The organism is uncultured Endozoicomonas sp. (assembly GCF_947495845.1).
GTDB lineage: Bacteria > Pseudomonadota > Gammaproteobacteria > Pseudomonadales > Endozoicomonadaceae > Endozoicomonas.
In genome coordinates this window covers 1-534 of sequence record NZ_CANMAO010000101.1, presented here as the reverse complement: position 1 = coordinate 534, position 534 = coordinate 1, and the positions used below count along the sequence as shown (strand labels likewise).

General features: G+C 48.3%; 1 rRNA gene. It reads left to right on the top strand.

What is annotated here, in order from left to right:
- Positions 1–534: ribosomal RNA gene (locus Q1B11_RS20265) — 23S ribosomal RNA — on the top strand; the annotation flags it as partial.

Sequence of the window (534 nt, the reverse complement as noted above, 5' to 3'; positions counted from 1 at the left end):
AGATTTCCGAATGGGGAAACCCAACCGCATAAGCGGTTATTCTTTAGCTGAATACATAGGCTTTAGAAGGCGAACCCGGGGAACTGAAACATCTAAGTACCCGGAGGAAAAGAAATCAATTGAGATTCCCCTAGTAGCGGCGAGCGAACGGGGACCAGCCCTTAAGCAATTTATGAGTTAGTGGAACACTCTGGAAAGTGTGGCCATAGTGGGTGAAAGCCCCGTACACGAAAGCTCATTTATTGTGAAATCGAGTAGGTCGGGACACGAGAAATCCTGACTGAACATGGGGGGACCATCCTCCAAGGCTAAATACTCCTGACTGACCGATAGTGAACCAGTACCGTGAGGGAAAGGCGAAAAGAACCCCGTTGAGGGGAGTGAAATAGAACCTGAATCCGTGTACGTACAAGCAGTGGGAGCATACTTGTTATGTGACTGCGTACCTTTTGTATAATGGGTCAGCGACTTAATTTCAGTGGCAAGGTTAACCGTATAGGGGAGCCGTAGGGAAACCGAGTCTTAATAGGGCGT